This window comes from Chryseobacterium tructae, assembly GCF_030409875.1.
Taxonomy (GTDB): domain Bacteria; phylum Bacteroidota; class Bacteroidia; order Flavobacteriales; family Weeksellaceae; genus Chryseobacterium; species Chryseobacterium tructae.
In genome coordinates, this window is sequence record NZ_JAUFQR010000001.1 from 2,636,710 (window position 1) to 2,652,553 (window position 15,844).

General features: G+C 34.8%; 14 protein-coding genes and 1 pseudogene. 2 read left to right on the forward strand and 13 right to left on the reverse strand.

Going from position 1 to position 15,844, the window contains the following annotated elements:
* Positions 1–344 precede the first annotated feature (344 nt).
* The 8 genes from QWZ06_RS13065 to QWZ06_RS13100 all read right to left on the reverse strand — a co-directional run bounded on the left by QWZ06_RS13065 (position 345) and on the right by QWZ06_RS13100 (position 7,859).
* Positions 345–1,145: a phosphatase PAP2 family protein gene (locus QWZ06_RS13065; RefSeq protein WP_290298591.1), complete on the reverse strand. Its 801-nt coding sequence runs from the start codon at positions 1,143–1,145 to the stop codon at positions 345–347.
* Positions 1,146–1,166: 21 nt separating this feature from the next.
* Positions 1,167–2,228, reverse strand: a complete 1,062-nt coding sequence (locus QWZ06_RS13070) for an outer membrane beta-barrel family protein (RefSeq protein WP_290298592.1) — start codon at positions 2,226–2,228, stop codon at positions 1,167–1,169.
* The gene (locus tag QWZ06_RS13075; protein ID WP_290298595.1) at positions 2,225–3,583 is read right to left on the reverse strand and encodes a TonB-dependent receptor; all 1,359 of its coding nucleotides are present in this window, start codon (positions 3,581–3,583) and stop codon (positions 2,225–2,227) included. The genes QWZ06_RS13070 and QWZ06_RS13075 overlap by 4 nt, the downstream gene beginning before the upstream one ends.
* Positions 3,584–3,624: 41 nt before the next feature.
* Entirely contained in the window at positions 3,625–4,377 is a 753-nt protein-coding gene (locus QWZ06_RS13080; protein WP_290298597.1) for a COG4705 family protein, read from the reverse strand.
* 166 nt (positions 4,378–4,543) lie between these two features.
* Entirely contained in the window at positions 4,544–5,578 is a 1,035-nt protein-coding gene (locus tag QWZ06_RS13085) for a sulfite exporter TauE/SafE family protein (RefSeq protein WP_290298599.1), read from the reverse strand.
* A gap of 93 nt (positions 5,579–5,671) precedes the next feature.
* Positions 5,672–6,766, reverse strand: a complete 1,095-nt coding sequence (locus QWZ06_RS13090; RefSeq protein ID WP_494337514.1) for a sensor histidine kinase — start codon at positions 6,764–6,766, stop codon at positions 5,672–5,674.
* On the reverse strand, positions 6,703–6,966 hold the full coding sequence (locus QWZ06_RS13095; RefSeq protein WP_290298602.1) for a hypothetical protein: 264 nt from the start codon (positions 6,964–6,966) through the stop codon (positions 6,703–6,705). The genes QWZ06_RS13090 and QWZ06_RS13095 overlap by 64 nt, the downstream gene beginning before the upstream one ends.
* 218 nt (positions 6,967–7,184) lie before the next feature.
* Positions 7,185–7,859, reverse strand: a complete 675-nt coding sequence (locus QWZ06_RS13100; protein ID WP_290298603.1) for a response regulator transcription factor — start codon at positions 7,857–7,859, stop codon at positions 7,185–7,187.
* A 206-nt stretch (positions 7,860–8,065) separates the two neighbouring features.
* Here QWZ06_RS13100 and QWZ06_RS13105 point away from each other — a divergent pair, with 206 nt between their 5' ends.
* Together QWZ06_RS13105 and QWZ06_RS13110 are read left to right on the forward strand one after the other, a co-directional pair.
* Positions 8,066–8,674, forward strand: coding sequence for a voltage-gated chloride channel family protein (locus tag QWZ06_RS13105; protein WP_290298605.1), 609 nt, complete (start codon positions 8,066–8,068; stop codon positions 8,672–8,674).
* A complete protein-coding gene (locus tag QWZ06_RS13110; protein ID WP_290301358.1) occupies positions 8,557–9,846 on the forward strand; it encodes a chloride channel protein in 1,290 nt (429 codons plus the stop codon). Before QWZ06_RS13105 ends, QWZ06_RS13110 begins: the two co-directional genes overlap by 118 nt.
* Before the next feature lie 346 nt (positions 9,847–10,192).
* On the opposite strand, the gene QWZ06_RS13115 is transcribed toward QWZ06_RS13110, so the two are convergent.
* The 5 genes and pseudogenes from QWZ06_RS13115 to QWZ06_RS13135 all read right to left on the reverse strand — a co-directional run bounded on the left by QWZ06_RS13115 (position 10,193) and on the right by QWZ06_RS13135 (position 15,839).
* A complete protein-coding gene (locus QWZ06_RS13115) occupies positions 10,193–11,137 on the reverse strand; it encodes an aldo/keto reductase (protein ID WP_290298607.1) in 945 nt (314 codons plus the stop codon).
* 392 nt (positions 11,138–11,529) lie between these two features.
* Positions 11,530–13,338, reverse strand: a complete 1,809-nt coding sequence (locus QWZ06_RS13120; RefSeq protein ID WP_290298609.1) for a hypothetical protein — start codon at positions 13,336–13,338, stop codon at positions 11,530–11,532.
* Positions 13,339–13,787: 449 nt separating this feature from the next.
* Positions 13,788–13,916 (reverse strand): annotated as a pseudogene (locus tag QWZ06_RS13125) (transposase); the annotation flags it as partial.
* A 137-nt stretch (positions 13,917–14,053) separates the two neighbouring features.
* Positions 14,054–14,440 carry a hypothetical protein gene (locus tag QWZ06_RS13130; protein ID WP_290298610.1) on the reverse strand — a complete coding sequence of 129 codons (387 nt, stop codon included), beginning with the start codon at positions 14,438–14,440 and terminating at the stop codon, positions 14,054–14,056.
* 247 nt (positions 14,441–14,687) lie between these two features.
* Positions 14,688–15,839, reverse strand: a complete 1,152-nt coding sequence (locus tag QWZ06_RS13135; RefSeq protein ID WP_290298612.1) for an efflux RND transporter periplasmic adaptor subunit — start codon at positions 15,837–15,839, stop codon at positions 14,688–14,690.
* Positions 15,840–15,844: the final 5 nt, after the last annotated feature.

The window sequence follows — 15,844 nt, forward strand, 5'->3', positions numbered from 1 at the left end:
TAAAGGTTGGAGGATTGTCGATCGATTCTGATGAAGCGAATGTTATCCAGTTGCTTTATAGAATCAGTGGAGTTGATTCCATCTTTGTCTCCTTAAACATGTAACATATGCCTCTTAAAACTTTGCGCTGGAAAAACATACTTTAACTTAGAGAACCGGAAGGGAATCATTTCTTTTTTTTAAGATTCATCAAAATTTTGGTGTTGAGACATTTTTTCAATCAATACGCAGTGTTTTTAATCTGAATATGAGGTTTCGGCGGCCGAAGGCCGCCGAAACCATTTATAAATAATTTTTTAAAATCTTAATACAACCTAATGGTTTAAAAGTTAAATGTGATAAAATCAGAAATTCTTAACCAATCCTATTCCTACTATTTTATTCTGATAGAAAGGCATAACCATTGTAGAACTTGACAGATTCTTAGCTTTATTCTTTCCGCGCAACATCCCATCAATCCTTGGGAAAAGCCAATAGGCCAATTCTGTAGAAAGAATTCCAAAACCTGCGCCTGCAACAACATCGCCCAGCCAATGTTTGTCATTCAACATCCGGTATACTCCTGTAAAAATAGCAAATGGATATCCGGAAAGACTGAGCCAGAAATTGGTGTCCTTATATTCCCTGAACATAAATTGTGCAGAAGAAAAAGCTGTAGCAGAATGTCCCGAAGGAAAAGAAAGCGTATTAGACTTATCGGGTCTTTCTTCTTTGACAAGATACTTTAAGGGTATCGTAAATGCTGCGGAAATCAATTGTGATGAAGCACAGATAATAGTGCGGTCTCTCAGATTATGTTTCCCTTTTATTCCTATCGCATTCAGCCCGTATACCATTACTGCAGGAGCATATTGGGTATAATTATCCAGGTTCATCTGTGCAGGTTGGTGCTCATTGATCTCTGTACGGGTAGAAAAATTCAGTTGTTTAAGTTTATCTGTTGTTAAAGCTGCTACTCCATAGGTAATGAATGCTGCAGGAATAATCAGACTTTTATAATTCAACTTACCTGGCCGAATAATAGACAAACTATCTTGTTTAGGCTCATTAACAACAATAGTATCATTGTTCTGAGCTTTAATTTTGCTGATAACTGAAGTGAAAACCAGTAAATAGATCAGTAATTTTTGACAAGATCTTTTCATTGTACATAGATTGGTTTTATATTAAAATTTATAATTGTAACCCAGTCTTACTACTTGGGTTTCATAATAATCATTGCTGGTATAAGCAAATCCCATCCCCTGAATGTTTTTCTTAATAACCATCGTATTCAAGAGGTCAGAGGCGTTTAAGAATAGTTCTCCCTTCCCTTTCTGAATGGCTTTTTTCAATCCAACATCCATGGTGAATCTTGCCTTTATTTTTCCTTGAGGAATAACATCCGGAGCCAGATAAACCGCGGTAAGCTGAACATTCAGGCCTTTTGAAAAACGAAGGATATTATTCAGCTTTATATTTCCGGAAACAGCAGTCTGCCTGTCTGCAGAAAATGTATTGGGTTGAGGATATAAATTCTGGACTGTAAAAGCGTCAATTTGATTGCGATAGATATTCCCATTGATATTGAATGAGTATACATCCGAAACCTTTTGATTCCAGATTGCTTCCAGTCCTGTATTATAACTTTTGCCTGCATTTTGAAAAATGGCATAGATCAGATTACTGCCCGGTACGATACTGGAGATACGGGTAATTGTTCCATTGGAAAAACGATGATAGAGAGCAGAATACAGATATCCGTTATCCCAATTGTATTTATATCCCAACTCAATAGAATTGGTAAACTGTGGCCTTAATGCCGGATTTCCTACTTTAATGATTTCAGCATCATCGTATTTTGGAAATATTCTGATATCTACTTCATTCGGACGGTCTACCCTTCTGTTATAAAATACCGAAAACTTGTTATGATCATCAAGTTTATAAGCTAATCTAAAGTTGGGAAACGGCTGGGTATAATTATATCCATCACTTTTATAAGTAGGATGATTAGGATTTACATCGTATTCAATTCTTACATATTCCAGTCTTAGTCCAAGCTCAGCTTCCCATTTTTCATTCTCAAAAATATAGTTTCCGTATACAGCAGGGATAAATTCTTTATAGTCAGCCTTACCACCGGCAGATACATCGAGTACAGAATTGGCTCCGGGAATGAAATTCATATTGGTAGGAATACTTCTGCTTCTCAGTTTAATACCTGTTTCAATTCTACCATATTTCAATGGTTGATATAATCTACGTTAAAATCATAAACCTGCTCATCTGATAAGAGTTTAAAGGCATCAGTTCCTGTAGAAGCCGGTAAATAATTATCATAGAAGTATTTTTCATCCTCCCTGTGAAACGTATAATTGAATCCAACATTTAATAAATGACCTGCTTCCTTAAATTTATGCTGATAAGAAGCACTCCCCATTATGGTGGTTTTGAGCTCATCTTCTAAAAATTGCCACAGACGAAGACGCTGAGACATGTCTCCATTAAAAAATGGCTGATCTCCACGATCAATAATTTTTTCACTTCCGTACATTCCTGAAACCGTTAACGTATTTTGCGCATCAATATTCCAGTCTAATCCTGCTTTTGTGGTAAAGAAGTTGGTATTTCTGTTTCTTTTCAGCTGAGAATTGATAACTGTTCCATTATCATAAGTACGGGTTACAAATTCATTTTTATTCAGTGTTTCCGTGTATAAATTATCAGCTTGTAGAAATAGATTGACCTTATTTTTTCTGTAATTGAGAGAAAGCGATGGATTAATTTTTGGTGTCAATGTATATTGAAGTCTTATGGTTGGTAAGTTCTCTTTTCTTACCCATAATGAACCCAGACCTGTCGTAAAGCCGAGCTTTCCGTTCCATCCATTTTGTTTATTTTTCTTCATGATAATATTGATGATTCCGGCATTCCCGTTGGCATCATACTTTGAAGAAGGATTGTTGATAATCTCAATTTTCTCAATAGCTGAAGACGGAATATTATCAAGTCCTGTCTGACTGCCAAATCCGGTAAGAGCGGTTTGTTTACCATCAATAAGAACGGTTACCTTATCATTTCCTCTTAATTGTACTTTCCCGTCCTGTACTGTGATTCCGGGAAGATTCTGCATACTCTGTAATACAGAACCTCCACTTTGGCTGATATTATCTGCTACAGAATACGTTTTTTTGTCAAGCTTGTTATCAATTTCATTTTTTTTAGAAGCAGAGACAACCACTTCTTCGATCTTTGTTTCCTGTTCCTGTTTTTGTGCCAGCTCTATAGATGGAATTTCCAGAAATTCAGAAAGGCTTCCAATAAAAACAGATTGTTTATGCATATGATATCCTGGAATAGAGACCTCCAACAGGTAATGATCCGGTTTAACTCCGCTAATTGAAAATCGGCCCTCTTCATTGGTAATTGTTCCGGAAACAAACGCTGTATCTTTTTCCTTTTTTAAAATAATGTTGGAATAAGGAAGAGCTTCCTTGTCCTTAGTAGTAACTTTTCCGGAAAAAGTGACTGAAGTGACTTGTGCTGTCACCATAGAAGAAATGGCAACGGCCGGAAAAAGGAAGAATTTCGATCTGTTCATATAGTTTAAGCTTTAATTACTGATTATTTATCGTCTAGAATTCAATTTTGAAGAGCTTGTTTGTTATTGTGTTTTCGTTGTGAAATAAGAATCATAACAATCATTAAAGCAAAAGATACTAGCGAAGCATTGATGGTTCCGAGATCAAGACCTCCTTTGGTAAGCGGCTTCGTCAAAAGATCTCCAAAAGTAGCTCCAAAGGGTCGGGTAAATACAAAGGCGATCCAAAACAGAAGAACATGATTGATCTTTGTAAAATAATGGAGTAATACAACGATCAGAATAATAAGTCCGGTGATAAAAGCTCCCGTCATATAACCCAATCCCATATTGTCACTCAGGAAATCTCCAAATGCAGTTCCAAGGCTGTTGGAAAATAAAATAGCAGTCCAGTAATAGAACTCTTTATTTCTTTCAAAAATGGGATAGACTTCAAGGTTTCCATATTTTTTATACCACAAGAAAAGTGAAATTAAGAGGCCGGAAAGAAGAACTAAACTCCCTACTAGATATCCTGCTTTCAATGTTCTGTCAATAAAATCCGAAATTTCTGTTCCTAAAGTGGTCGTTCCGATAATGACCAGCCAATAGACAGCTGGAATATACTTTTTGACACCAAGCTGTATGGAGAGAATAAGGATGAAAAAGAATAAGGTAATGAGAATCCCTTTGGTATATCCCAAATTCAGGGTCATGGAAATAAAATCTCCAAGAGTTTCTCCTAATGTGGTTGCTACAATTTTCATAAGCCAGAAAAGGATCGTAACTGCTGCTACTTTGTTTGCTGTTCTCATTGTATCTTTTTTTATTGGTTTAAACTTCAAAAGATTAATGTTTGTACACTCTTCTTTTTTTCTTACTAATACCTATTTTTTGCCACGAATGCACGAATAATTTTATTCTATGTTTCTATGTGGTTTAAAAAATTACAACATAGATTACATAGTTTTTAGAGCTATGCTAAGCTTTAAATTTTGTCAGTACATTATCCTTGTAGCAATAAAATTCATGAGAGGTCTTTTTTCCTAAAACATATACTTTTTCAATACGAACTTCGTCGTAATGTTCCATGAGTATATGATACTTTTCTTTCAGATTTTCTGATAAGTCATCAGGGCGTACACTTTTTTCTATTTCTATTCCTTCATGCGCTTTATATTCCACGACCAGACGGGTTTCTCGCCAGGACATGGTATAGACATTTTTATGCACAGTGGATGAAGAATTAATTACGATCTGATCCTGCTGAATGATCTTTCCTGAAGTACTGGTCATTAAAGTAATTCCCGAAATAACCATAGCACTATACCCTATTTTTTTAAACAGATTCTCACTTAAATGGGGAAGAATATATTTTACCGTATAAGAAGAGACAATAGCAGCCACTGCAATCGCTATTCCCAGCCAAAGAGCTGTCTTGGAGTATAATCCTAATGAAATATAAATAACAAGCTTAATAAGGTGAAGAAACACTTCATTGGCAGCTCGGGTAGCAACAATCTCCTCTTTTTTAAGCCCGAATTTTAAATAAAAACGGTTAAAAAGAAGGCCTACAGCACCTGTAATTCCTGAAATAAAACCAGCTAAGAATCCAATAAGAGCCAAAGCTGATTTTGGATATTCCTTTTCTGTTTCTTCAATTTTATTTTTGGAAGTGAAAAGCTGTGGAAGATTGGCAATCAGAAAGAAAGCAACGATCAACTGCAGGTAATTCGGATTCACATATTTAATCAGATAAGCTCCCAACAAAACAGCCGGAATAGAAAATGGTACAAACCATAAAAATATTTTCCAATTGATATGTTTCTTAAATACAGCAATTCGGGAAGCTGAGCTTGTAAAGGTTCCGATCGTTAAAGAAAAAGGAACCAATGAAGTAGGAAGCAAAAGATTCAGGATTGGGATCAAAATAAGACTTGCACCGCCTCCACAAATAGCGCTGATCCAAAATGCAAGAATAGTTCCTGCGAATAAAAGGGCAATTTTTAAAATCATTTCTAAATAAAATTTACACTTCAGTACGTATATTTTCAGTACAAAGGTGCAATCCGATTTAGAATAAATTTTGAATTTTTTAGATCTTAAATGTTAAGAAAATGATAAACCTATAGAGAAAATATGACGGCCATTTTCAAATCTATAATTAACGGTCCAATGATGAAATTTACAGATTTCCTGTATGATAGATAATCCTAAGCCACTTCCATTGGTATCTGCAGATAGTTTGGAAAATCTTTTAAAGAGTAAGTCTTTATTCAGTTGGTGTGTTCCAGAATTGGAAACTTCGAAAACAGAATGAGTTAACTGAAGAGAAATGACACCTCCGGAAGCCGTATGACGGATCGCATTAATAATGAGGTTATTAATCATAATTTCTGTCAAACTGCTATTGCCATTTACTTTAATGTCTGGCTGTATATTTTTCTCTACAGTAATATTTTTCTGTTCAAAATGTTCCTCCAGAATATCTATGCTTTGAAGTAACATCTGATCAAAGGAAATTGTTTCAGAATTATCAAACTGATGATTATCTATTTTGGCAAGGAGTAATAAGTTCTTATTGATTCTTGAACTTCTCGTAAGCGCTTTGTTCATGTCTTCAGCAATACGGTATTGTTTTTCAGTAAGATCCCGGTCTTGAAGTAAAAGATCCAGTTTGTTTTTAATAATGGCAAGCGGAGTCTGTAACTCGTGAGAGGCATTTTCTGTAAATTCTTTCTGGGTTTTATAGACGGAAACATTTCGTTCAATCAGTTTATCAAGAGACTGATTAAGTTCGTCAAACTCTAAAGTATCAGAGGGCGGAAAAACGATTTTCGTCTGGCTATTAAGATTGAAAGTCTTTAATTGGTTCAATGTATCTCTAAATGGCTTCCAAATAGATGCAGAAAGCCTTCTGTTTAAATACAAAAGTCCTATTACAATCACTGTAAAGAAGAAAACAGTGATCATGGCAATTACAGCAATGGTTTCATGAGATTCCTCAATATTGGTTTCTACGGTAAACAAGTAAGGTTTCCCTTGAATATAAACCACTTTTTTGAGACATCGGTAACGTTCTTTCTTCTGATCTGAAATAAACGGAAGATGTTTTTCAGCAATATAAACGGTATCACTGGTTATCTGATCCGGAGAGATCCTTTCAATATCTGTTTCCGGCTGAATATGATTCCAAAGATCGATACTCTGCTCAAGCTTTCATCAGAAAGCTTTAAATGATTGAATTTATAAGCTGTTTTTTCTACAATGATCTGGTTATGTTCATCCAACTCATCTTGCCAGATTTTATCCACAACAAAGTAATACACAGGAATACTTATCATCAGAACGATAAGAACATAGATGATAAAAGGTTTGGTGGTTTTGTTTAAAAGTGGATTCAAATTAATAGGTTGAGTTTAAAGTTGATGTATTTAGAAAATGGTAGTTTATTGTAATTTGTTGCAATTTAGTATTTATTTGATTGCAATTTTATGCTTAAATAATGAGGCAATTTCTCTATTGTTTTGTCATTCGACCGAAGTAAGAAAGTTGTTTTGTAAAACATTCAAACTTTACCATCTAACAATCCAGATTCCGTCTCTATCACCTCATAATCAATCTAAGCTTCCCACTTATACCCCGTTCCATAGACTGTTTTAAGATAGTGTTCACAACCTGCATCATATAACTTCTTTTTAAGGTTTTTGACATGAGCGTAAACAAAATCATGATTATCAAGCATATCTGCAAAATCTCCGGAAAGGTGTTCTGCCAAGGTACTTTTAGAAATAACTTTATTCTTGTTTCCTATGAAATAGATCAGGAGGTCAAATTCTTTTTTGGTGAGCGCAATTGTTTCATCATTAACGGCCACTGTTTTAGCCAGAAGGTCGATCTGAAGTTCATTTTGTTTAACCACATTGGAACTGCTGAACTGTTTTCTTCGGATAATGGAATATATCCTTGCCATAAGTTCAGAAAGATGAAAAGGTTTGGTAAGGTAATCATCAGCCCCCAGCTTCAGGCCTTCAATCTTATCATCCAAAGCATTTTTGGCCGAAATAATGATCACACCATCCTGCTTATTTTGCTTTTTTAATTCCTCCAGAATTCTGAGACCATTTCCATCAGGAAGCATGATATCCAATAGGATACAATCATACTCGAACATTTCTATTTTACTCATGGCTTCACTAAAGGTGGCCGCATTTTCACAGAGATAATTTTCCTCAGATAAATATTCGGCGATACTTTTGGCGAGTTCGGCTTCGTCTTCAACAATTAGAATTTTCATGGGATAAATCTATCATTAAATTTTGAAGAAATTTTGAACTTCAAAATAAATAATCCTGAGAATAAATGTACCAAAAAAGAATTTGATTTTTGCACTATTTATCCCTCGAAAAACTTTAAAAGGATATTTTGAGGGAGTTTTTATCATATATTTCATAAATTTACACAGCAGTTTCAAATTGAGACCTGTATTAAAATTCTTCCCAGGTGAAAATTCACAACAAAAAAAAGTACCTAAGTTTTCTAAAATTTAAAAGAGATTTCCAAAAATATGGATTGGAAAAAGCCCGCAGTTATGAGCTCATCCTGCATTGGCTGAATAATAGACTGAGCCGGAATCAGTTCCTTGTGCTTTCCGGAATTTTGGTAGGATGTACAGCCGGATTAGCAGGAGTGATTCTGAAAACGTTGGTGCACAACATTCACTATTTCATTACCAATAAGGTTCATTTTGAATATCAGATCTTATTCTATATCGTTTTTCCTTTTCTAGGAATTGTCCTGACTACTTTGATTGTCCTGACATTATTTAAAGGACAAGATCGAAAAGGTATTGGTGCCATTCTTTATGAAATTGCCCAAAATTCAAGTATTGTAGCTTCCGTGAAAATGTATTCTCAGGTGATCCAAAGTGCAGTTACTGTTGGATTAGGAGGATCTGCCGGATTGGAGAGCCCATTGCGGTTACCGGAGCTGCCATTGGATCTAATTTTGCACAGACTTACAGGCTTAATTATAAGGAACGTACCTTACTACTTGCTGCCGGAGCTACTGCCGGAATTGCATCTGCATTTAATGCTCCCATTGCTGGGATAATGTTTGCTTTTGAGATATTGTTAACTGGTGTGGTTTTTACTGATTTTATTCCATTGGTAGTGGCAGCAGTTTGTGGAAGTCTTTTGTCCAGGATATTGCTTCAGGAGGATGTGCTTTTCAGATTTTATACCAGAGATGCCTTTAACTATAAAAACTTACCTTATTATTTAATTTTAGGTCTTGTCACTGGATTATATGCCCGATATTTTGTGATTATTTCTCAAAAGGTAGAACATTTTATAAAAAAGCTTCAACTTTCAAAAATGCGTAAGGCCATGTTTGGAGGGGCGGTGCTTTCTTTGCTTTGTGTTCTTTTTCCGCCATTATTCGGAGAGGGATATGATACTGTGAAAGCTTTCACCAACGGAAATACGCATTCTATTATTGAAAACAGTTTTTTCAGATATTTTGAAATTGGTGATTGGACAATTATTGTCTTTTTAATATTGGTATTATTATTAAAGGCTTTTGCCACCTCATTTACCATATTCAGTGGTGGAAACGGAGGAAACTTTGCACCCTCTCTTTTTGCTGGTGGAACATTAGGTTATTTGTTTGCCTTAATTTGTCAGCATATAGGATTTACGGATGTTCCGGTAACTAATCTTGTGCTGGTAGGAATGGCCGGAGCCATGAGTGGCGTTATGTATGCACCGCTTACTGCCATATTTCTGATTGCAGAATCTAGTTTTGGATATGATTTGTTTATCCCATTGATGATTGTATCCATTATATCTTATCTTATTGCAAAATGGTTCTCTCCTATTTCTCCGGAACTGAAATCTCTTGCTGATGAAGGAAAGATATTTACCAATAAGCATGATAAAAACCTTCTTTTTGCCCTAAGAACTGACGATTTTATTGATAAATATTCTCAAACTATTCAGGAAAGTGCTTCTATTGCTGAGCTTTTTGAACTGGTGAAAAACGGAAATAAAAATATTTTTGCGATAGTAGATGATTCGAGAAAGCTAAAAGGAGTCTTAACGCTGGATGATGTAAGACCTTATCTTTTTAACAAAGAATTTGATACTTCACAAGCGGTTGTTCAGATTATGAAAACCCCGCCAGCCATAGTTCATCCGGAAAATAAACCTTTGGAAATTCTTCAAACTTTTGATGATACCGGAGTATGGAATCTTCCTGTTGTGAGTACAGGTAATGATTTATAGGGTTTATTTCCAAATCTTCTATTTTAATGAGTTATAGACAGTTGTTGAAAGATTATTCGGATTAATAGCTGTTGAACCAACCCGTCAAATCTATGATTTGACACCCTCTGAAGGATGGAATATCACGTCTTCAATTGTGATATTTGATGGAAATTGGAGATCATGGATTTTCAAAAACTTAAGTGTACTTCTCAAAAACAGTTAGTTGTCACTTAAAAATAAACTGAGATCCTACGGAATGACAAAGATAAATAGTCTAATTATTTATTCTTAAAATAGAGAAAAATAAAATCCGTTCAGCACTACACTGAACGGATTTTTTTAATCTAATAATGATGATTGAAAATTAATTGCTCACTTTAGTAAGCAAATTAATATCTTCCTGATCTAAAATAAGTTTAGGGGCATTAAATAATGTTTCAAGCTGTGAAGAACTTGTTGCACTTACAATTGGAGCAGTAATCAATGGGTTGGATAATAACCACGCCAATGCTACAGTTCCCTGATTGCTGTGATGTTTTTCACTTACCTGATCCAAAGCTTTTAATACTTCAAGGCCTTTAGGATTTAAATATTTTCTTACACCTTCTCCTCTGGCGCTTTTAGCAAGATCTGATTCATCACGATATTTTCCGGTTAAGAATCCTGCTGCTAATGACCAATAAGGAAATACGCTCAGGTCAAACTGTTCTACCAAAGGAGCATAGTTTTTCTCAAAGCCTTCTCTTTCCAATAAGTTATAATGAGGTTGTAATGCTACATATTTAGGAAGATTGTTCTTTTCAGAGGCTTCAAAAGATGCTTTTAAACGTTCAGGAGAAAGATTAGAAGCTGCAATATAACGTACTTTTCCGGCTTTAATGATTTCATTATACGCTGAAAGTGTTTCTTCTACCGGTGTTGTATGATCATCAAAATGCGTATAATAAAGATCAATATGATCCGTCTGAAGTCTTTGCAGAGATTCGTCAACTGATTTTAGAATATGCTTTTTACTGATGTCAAATCCATGTTCCTTGGTTTCAGAGCCTACTTTAGTAGCCAAAACAATATCTTTACGGTTGTTGCGGTTTTTCATCCATTTTCCGATGATCTCTTCAGATTGTCCTCCTTTTCCATTTACCCACCATGAATAGGTATCTGCAGTATCTACAAAATTAAACCCGGCTTCAGTAAACTGATCCAGTATATCAAAGGATTGCTTTTCATCCAATGTCCATCCGAAAACATTTCCTCCAAAGTTAATAGGAGCTACTTCTAAATCAGTGTTTTTGATCTGTCTTTTTTCCATAAAAATAATTTTACTAACTGAAATCTAAGGTAAGGAATATTATACGGTATAACTATTCAAAATAGCCATATGACCTATAGTTATTATAAATGGAAAAGCCGATGTCTACTCGTTTATTTTGCTGAATGCAATAATAAAAAACAGCCTTAATAAAAGGCTGCTCTATCTGAATGGCTGGATTAACGTAAAGTCGCAAGTTTTATCTCTATTGTGTATATTTTTAAGGCGCTAGAAAATCAAAGATTTTCAGAAAGGGTAACGTTGATATTTTTTTTTCACTAATGGACTAATATTTTTAACAGAACTCAATTTTATCATAGATAACATCTTTGCGCCTTAAAGCATTATGTAGGTAAAAAAACTTGCGTCTTTGCGTTTACCAACATATTTAATTATTTTTCGACCTGAGGAATTTCAAGTACCACAAGCATTTGTTTATATTCTTGAAGCTGGTGATTAATTGTCTGTAATCCCTGCTTGAAGAATGTTGATGTATTGAATAGATTTTGATAATATTCTACGCCTTCCAGCATATTCTTTTTAAATGCATTCCATTTCTTTGTTTGAGATTGACTAATTTGTATTGATGTATTTTCGACTTCCTTTTTCAGATACTCAACATACATTTTCAACTCATTAATGAATATATTGGGGCGATTGTTATCGGGTAGAATATTTGTATTTCCATAAATATGTTTTACCATTTCCGAAAGGGAAACTTCTTTATCAAAGAAAGCAATATTAGGTCCCGGACAGATAACCACTCCCTGTTTCTCGCCTTTAATCTCCATTCCCTGTTCCATATAGGCGGCATTCACAAGCCCAACACAAAGACAGGCTTTATCTGTAATTTCAGTCTTTTTCCTATTGAACTCTTCTGCAGAAAGGGTTTCCTTTTGAGTATAAAGTTCATTGAGCTTAATATCCTGATATTTTCTGGAAGCTGTACAGGTTCCTTCCGGAGAATATTCTTTGCTTAAGGCCAACAGCTTTTTAGGGCAAGAACTTCCATACTTTCCTTGGGCTTCTTTTTGATATTTTAATATTTCATTGGAAGTTCCCTTTATTGTATTGAAAGGTACTCCAAGAGGTGAAATCTGACTCAGATAAAAGTCTTTTTCCTTAGCCTTTAAAAGAAGATTTCTTGTTTCGGTATCTACGGAAGTCGCTTCGGGAACAAGTAAAAATGGCGATCCCCAGCCTACACTGTCTACGTGATAATTGCTTAATAGAAATTGATGCTCTTCAGAAGTACCCACACCTCCTTGTACGGTAATTTTCATTTCTAAAGGCTTAGAAACAGTCGGTTTCCCTTTTTGTTCTAAAGCCTTGCTCATTAAATCATGAGCCGATTGTATGAGATCACTCTTTTTCTGTCTGAATTCCTCCATGATAGGGCCTAAAAGCATTCCTTCTGTAGCAAATGCATGACCACCACAGTTCAATCCGGATTCTATTCTGTACTCAGAAACCCATAATCCTTTTTTGGCTAAAAAGTTTCCCTGTACCATGGCAGAACGGAAATCACTCACTTTAAGAATGATTTTCTTTTTCAGATATCCGTTTTCATCAGGGTAAAAATCATCGAACTCTTCCATATAACTGTACAGACGAGGATTCATTCCTGCGGACAAAACCATAGAAGAAGATAATTTACTCTTTGCAAACCCGCGGAGTGAAGCGTGTGCATCATTGTACATAACAGGAAGCTGCTCACTTTTTTTATAGTTGTCTTTATCTACTTTCGTCATGATATTGACATCAATGCTGCCTGGTAAAAGATTTTTTTCAATAAAGTTTTTGATGCTTTCGCTCCAATTATCTTTTTGGTTTATAATATTTTGGAGACTGTTCTTCAGATCTGAAGTATTGGGCAGTATAGCCATAAAGTCTTTCAGAGCCTCTTTATTTTTACTGATTTCCTGTTTGAAAGATTCGAATTTTTCATTCACGATATCATCTACCATGTCCAGATAAGCAGTAATTCTTTTGGCTCTGTAATCTTCTGTTTTTGTTGAGATTCCTAAATAATCAAGATTAAACTTCTGATTATAGAAGTTCTTCATTTTTTCCAGAATCTCATCATCAATGATCGAAATCACAGAAGAAATTCCATATTGTGCGACACGGATTGGGCTGTCTATGGTATAAGCCAATCCCATCACAGGAATATGGAAATTGTGTAACGGTTTAGTTGTCATTATGTTTCAATAAAAGTTTTTTACTTAATGCAACTAAAAATTCTTTCAACTAATTCACTGCTTAAAAGTATTGCTTTTTTAATTAATTATGCATTAAATAATATCTGTAATATTGAAAATATGCTAAAAATCATCTTATGCCACGGTTTGGAATTACAAGATTAGAATGGGGTTTTTTGCTTTATTGGGGTGGCACTAAGACACAAAGATCTTTAGTGTTATGACGTTTTTAAGGCGCAAGAAAATCAAAGATTTTCAGTGAGTGTATACTTTATTTTTGCCACGGATGCACGAATGTTTTTGGAATGATGTTAAGAACTATATTTTGTCATTGACTATGTTGAATCTTCGATTGTTATTGGAATGACAAATATGACGTGTAACCTATTCCTATAAAGATCTTCGTCCCCCGCTAGCGCGAGCATCTTGCTCGTGCTAATCAAATATCTTTATAAATTTACATCTATTTCCAAGATCTCCTGATAATCATCGCAATAATTTCTAGCACTACTATACTTCCACTCCCATGGTTCCATAACAAAACCACTTTCAACGGGATTTTGATGGATATATTTCATGAAATTTATATTTTCTGCTCATATTATAAAATTAAAGAATTGGGTTAAATAACAAAGCTAACTCATAAAAGTTAGCTTTGTTATTGTTATTTCCATTTAGGACACGAGCAAGATGCTCGCGCCAGCGAAGGGGGCTGTTATTTTACTTTTTTATAACAATTTTCTCCATAGTGACCAAAGCATAGGAAAACATTTCCATCCTTTTTTTTGAAAGAATTGGTATAGGTCATATCAATATCATTCACATCTTCTGGAAAGGCAATTAAATCTTTATCTAAATTTAAATAAAAATCAGAAAACTTTATTGAAGAACCATCTAATTTATATTTCGAATCGTAATTCAACAATTTCTTCCCTTTTATATTGTAAATTACCCTGTTATAAACCCCATCCTTGTTAATTGTTAGAGTGTCATATGTATTCTTGTATGATATTGGCGAATATTTCCCGTATATATCTTCATTACTAATATTTTGGCATGAAAATAAAAGAAGTAATAAAATTAAACTTATACTTTTTTTCATATTCTAAAATTAAAAGAATTGGATTAAATAACCAAACCCTCGCAAATATACTTAGAGTGAAGCTCACCGCTAAATACTCATATCCTCTTAAACCATTCTTAATGGTTCAAAAAATAGTTCAATTGTAATAATAATACTGAGCTTATTAAGGAAAGTTAAGGTAAAACTCTTAAGTTCAAAAATAAAAAAGGTCTCATTTACCTTAGTAAACAAAACCTTTTATGTAAAATATATGGGGAGTAAGAGATTACTCCGCTTTATTTTTCAGCATCATCAGAAGGCTATATGCTCCTTTTTGTACAATCTTTTTATCCTTTAAAAGGTCTCCTTTTATAATTTCTGTAAACTGATCATCAGCAATTCCGGTTACTACAGGGATCATTTTATATTTTGATTGCCCCAGATCTTCAAAAACATAATTTTTACTTTCAAAAGAAACAACAGCATCGTTGGGAAGTCCCTGAGTATATCGATTGCTGATATTAACTTCAGCATTGATGTACATGCCTTTTACAAATTCGGAATTGGCAGATGACAATTTAGCAACAGCTGTTGCAGAACCTCCGGTTTCAATACTGGGAACCAGACTTACAATTTTAGCATTGGATTTCACGTCAGGATTTTGATTGTTATACACCAAAATTTCCTGGCCGACTTTTATATCGTTAATATCATTTTCAAAAACTTTTAATTCTAAAAGCAATCCTGTTGGATTGATCAATTCAAATAAAGTATCTGCCGGGTTGATGTACTGCCCGTTATTGACCAGTATTTTACTTACAAAACCTGTGAATGGGGCGTAAATATTGATCTTACTTCTGATATTTCCGGTATTGAGACCTTGGGCGTTGATTCCGATGATTCTTAGCTTTTCTTCAAGTCCTCTCAACGTCGCATTTAAGGTTGAATAATCTGCCTGAGCGGTTTGCAGGGTTTTATCACTGCTTGCTTTGCTGGTGTTAAGATCTTTCTGGCGGTTAAGGTTCAGCCTTGCAGCTTCAAGTTGTGCTCTTGTTACCAAATAGTCTTGCTGCAATTGGATGAATTGCGGATCTTCCACAACAGCGAGCACCTGACCTTTGCTGAAGTGGCTTCCATTAATTACATTGATAGATTTGATGTGTCCGCCCATAATGCTTGAAACAGAACTGATATGAGAAGGAGCAATTTCTACTTTTCCATTCAAACGTGCCAATTTCTCCATGTTTCTGTCTTGAAGAGAAGTCGTGGTAATTCCTACAGACTGAATTTGCTGATTGGTAAGATGAACGGTATTCTCAGTACCTTTTGTAAATTTCGTGTTTTCGTAGACCGTTTTTTCTTCTTCTTTCTTGCCTGAGCATGATGATAAGGCCAATACTAAAGCCAGACTGTATATTGATATTATTTTGAATTGCATGATGC

What these genes read in the sequence shown, in the direction of transcription:
- QWZ06_RS13065 (WP_290298591.1), bottom strand. Translation starts at nt 1,145, where the DNA reads ATGAAAAGATCTTGTCAAAAATTACTGATCTATTTACTGGTTTTCACT.
- QWZ06_RS13075 (WP_290298595.1), bottom strand. Translation starts at nt 3,583, where the DNA reads ATGAACAGATCGAAATTCTTCCTTTTTCCGGCCGTTGCCATTTCTTCT.
- QWZ06_RS13080 (WP_290298597.1), bottom strand. Translation starts at nt 4,377, where the DNA reads ATGAGAACAGCAAACAAAGTAGCAGCAGTTACGATCCTTTTCTGGCTT.
- QWZ06_RS13085 (WP_290298599.1), bottom strand. Translation starts at nt 5,578, where the DNA reads ATGATTTTAAAAATTGCCCTTTTATTCGCAGGAACTATTCTTGCATTT.
- QWZ06_RS13100 (WP_290298603.1), bottom strand. Translation starts at nt 7,859, where the DNA reads ATGAAAATTCTAATTGTTGAAGACGAAGCCGAACTCGCCAAAAGTATC.
- QWZ06_RS13115 (WP_290298607.1), bottom strand. Translation starts at nt 11,137, where the DNA reads ATGGAAAAAAGACAGATCAAAAACACTGATTTAGAAGTAGCTCCTATT.
- QWZ06_RS13120 (WP_290298609.1), bottom strand. Translation starts at nt 13,338, where the DNA reads ATGACAACTAAACCGTTACACAATTTCCATATTCCTGTGATGGGATTG.
- QWZ06_RS13130 (WP_290298610.1), bottom strand. Translation starts at nt 14,440, where the DNA reads ATGAAAAAAAGTATAAGTTTAATTTTATTACTTCTTTTATTTTCATGC.
- QWZ06_RS13135 (WP_290298612.1), bottom strand. Translation starts at nt 15,839, where the DNA reads ATGCAATTCAAAATAATATCAATATACAGTCTGGCTTTAGTATTGGCC.